Origin of the sequence: Rhodobium orientis, from assembly GCF_003258835.1 — a bacterium.
Taxonomy (GTDB): domain Bacteria; phylum Pseudomonadota; class Alphaproteobacteria; order Rhizobiales; family Rhodobiaceae; genus Rhodobium; species Rhodobium orientis.
The window spans coordinates 1-263 of the sequence record NZ_NPEV01000187.1 but is presented as its reverse complement, the minus strand read 5'-3'; the positions used below and the strand labels follow the sequence as shown (position 1 = coordinate 263).

Sequence of the window (263 nt, the reverse complement as noted above, 5' to 3'; positions counted from 1 at the left end):
GTCAGAGGGACTTTCCCGCTCATTTCCCGCAGCGTTTCGTCAGAGAATACAACAAAAGGAGGCACGCCTTGTTCCTGAGCAAGCTTTCTGCGCAGCGCCCTTAACCGTTCAAACAATTCGTCATCTTTAACGATTTGATTTGTTTGCATTTTTTCTTTGCGCATCACCGCTTCCCGGCCGAGCAAAACGTTTCGCCCCTTGTTGGCGACAAAGAGAACAGGATATGTCCCGTCGGACATTTTTATGTACTCATCTGCGATTAA

The 263-nt window shown here is 47.9% G+C and carries 1 protein-coding gene; it reads right to left on the bottom strand.

All coding sequences use genetic code 11. The features are described 5' to 3' along the window. A partial coding sequence (locus CH339_RS25770; RefSeq protein WP_245408200.1) for an HRDC domain-containing protein occupies positions 1-239 on the bottom strand: 239 nt, incomplete at its 3' end. Between the last annotated feature and the right edge of the window lie 24 nt (positions 240-263).